The 231-nt window shown below is 55.0% G+C and carries 1 protein-coding gene; it reads left to right on the top strand.

Annotated elements, in window-relative coordinates:
* On the top strand, positions 1-231 hold a 231-nt coding region (locus ACLJNW_RS29025), incomplete at both ends, for a type VI secretion system contractile sheath small subunit (RefSeq protein WP_410962141.1).

Genomic DNA, 231 nt, shown 5'->3' on the forward strand with positions numbered 1-231 from the left:
CCGGGAAACCGCGTGAAGAACTGCCGCCGGTGACGGATCGCAAATTCCTCGATATTGATATTGATAACTTCAATGAGCGCATGAAAGCCATTGCGCCGCGCGTGGCGTTCGCTGTGCCGAATACGCTGACGGGTGAAGGTCAGTTGATGGTCGATATCACGCTGGAAAATATGGACGACTTTTCGCCGGCACAGATTGCCCGCAAGGTGGACGCCCTGAACCAGTTACTGG

Origin of the sequence: Salmonella sp. SAL4457 (assembly GCF_046548235.1) — a bacterium.
Lineage (GTDB): Bacteria > Pseudomonadota > Gammaproteobacteria > Enterobacterales > Enterobacteriaceae > Salmonella > Salmonella enterica.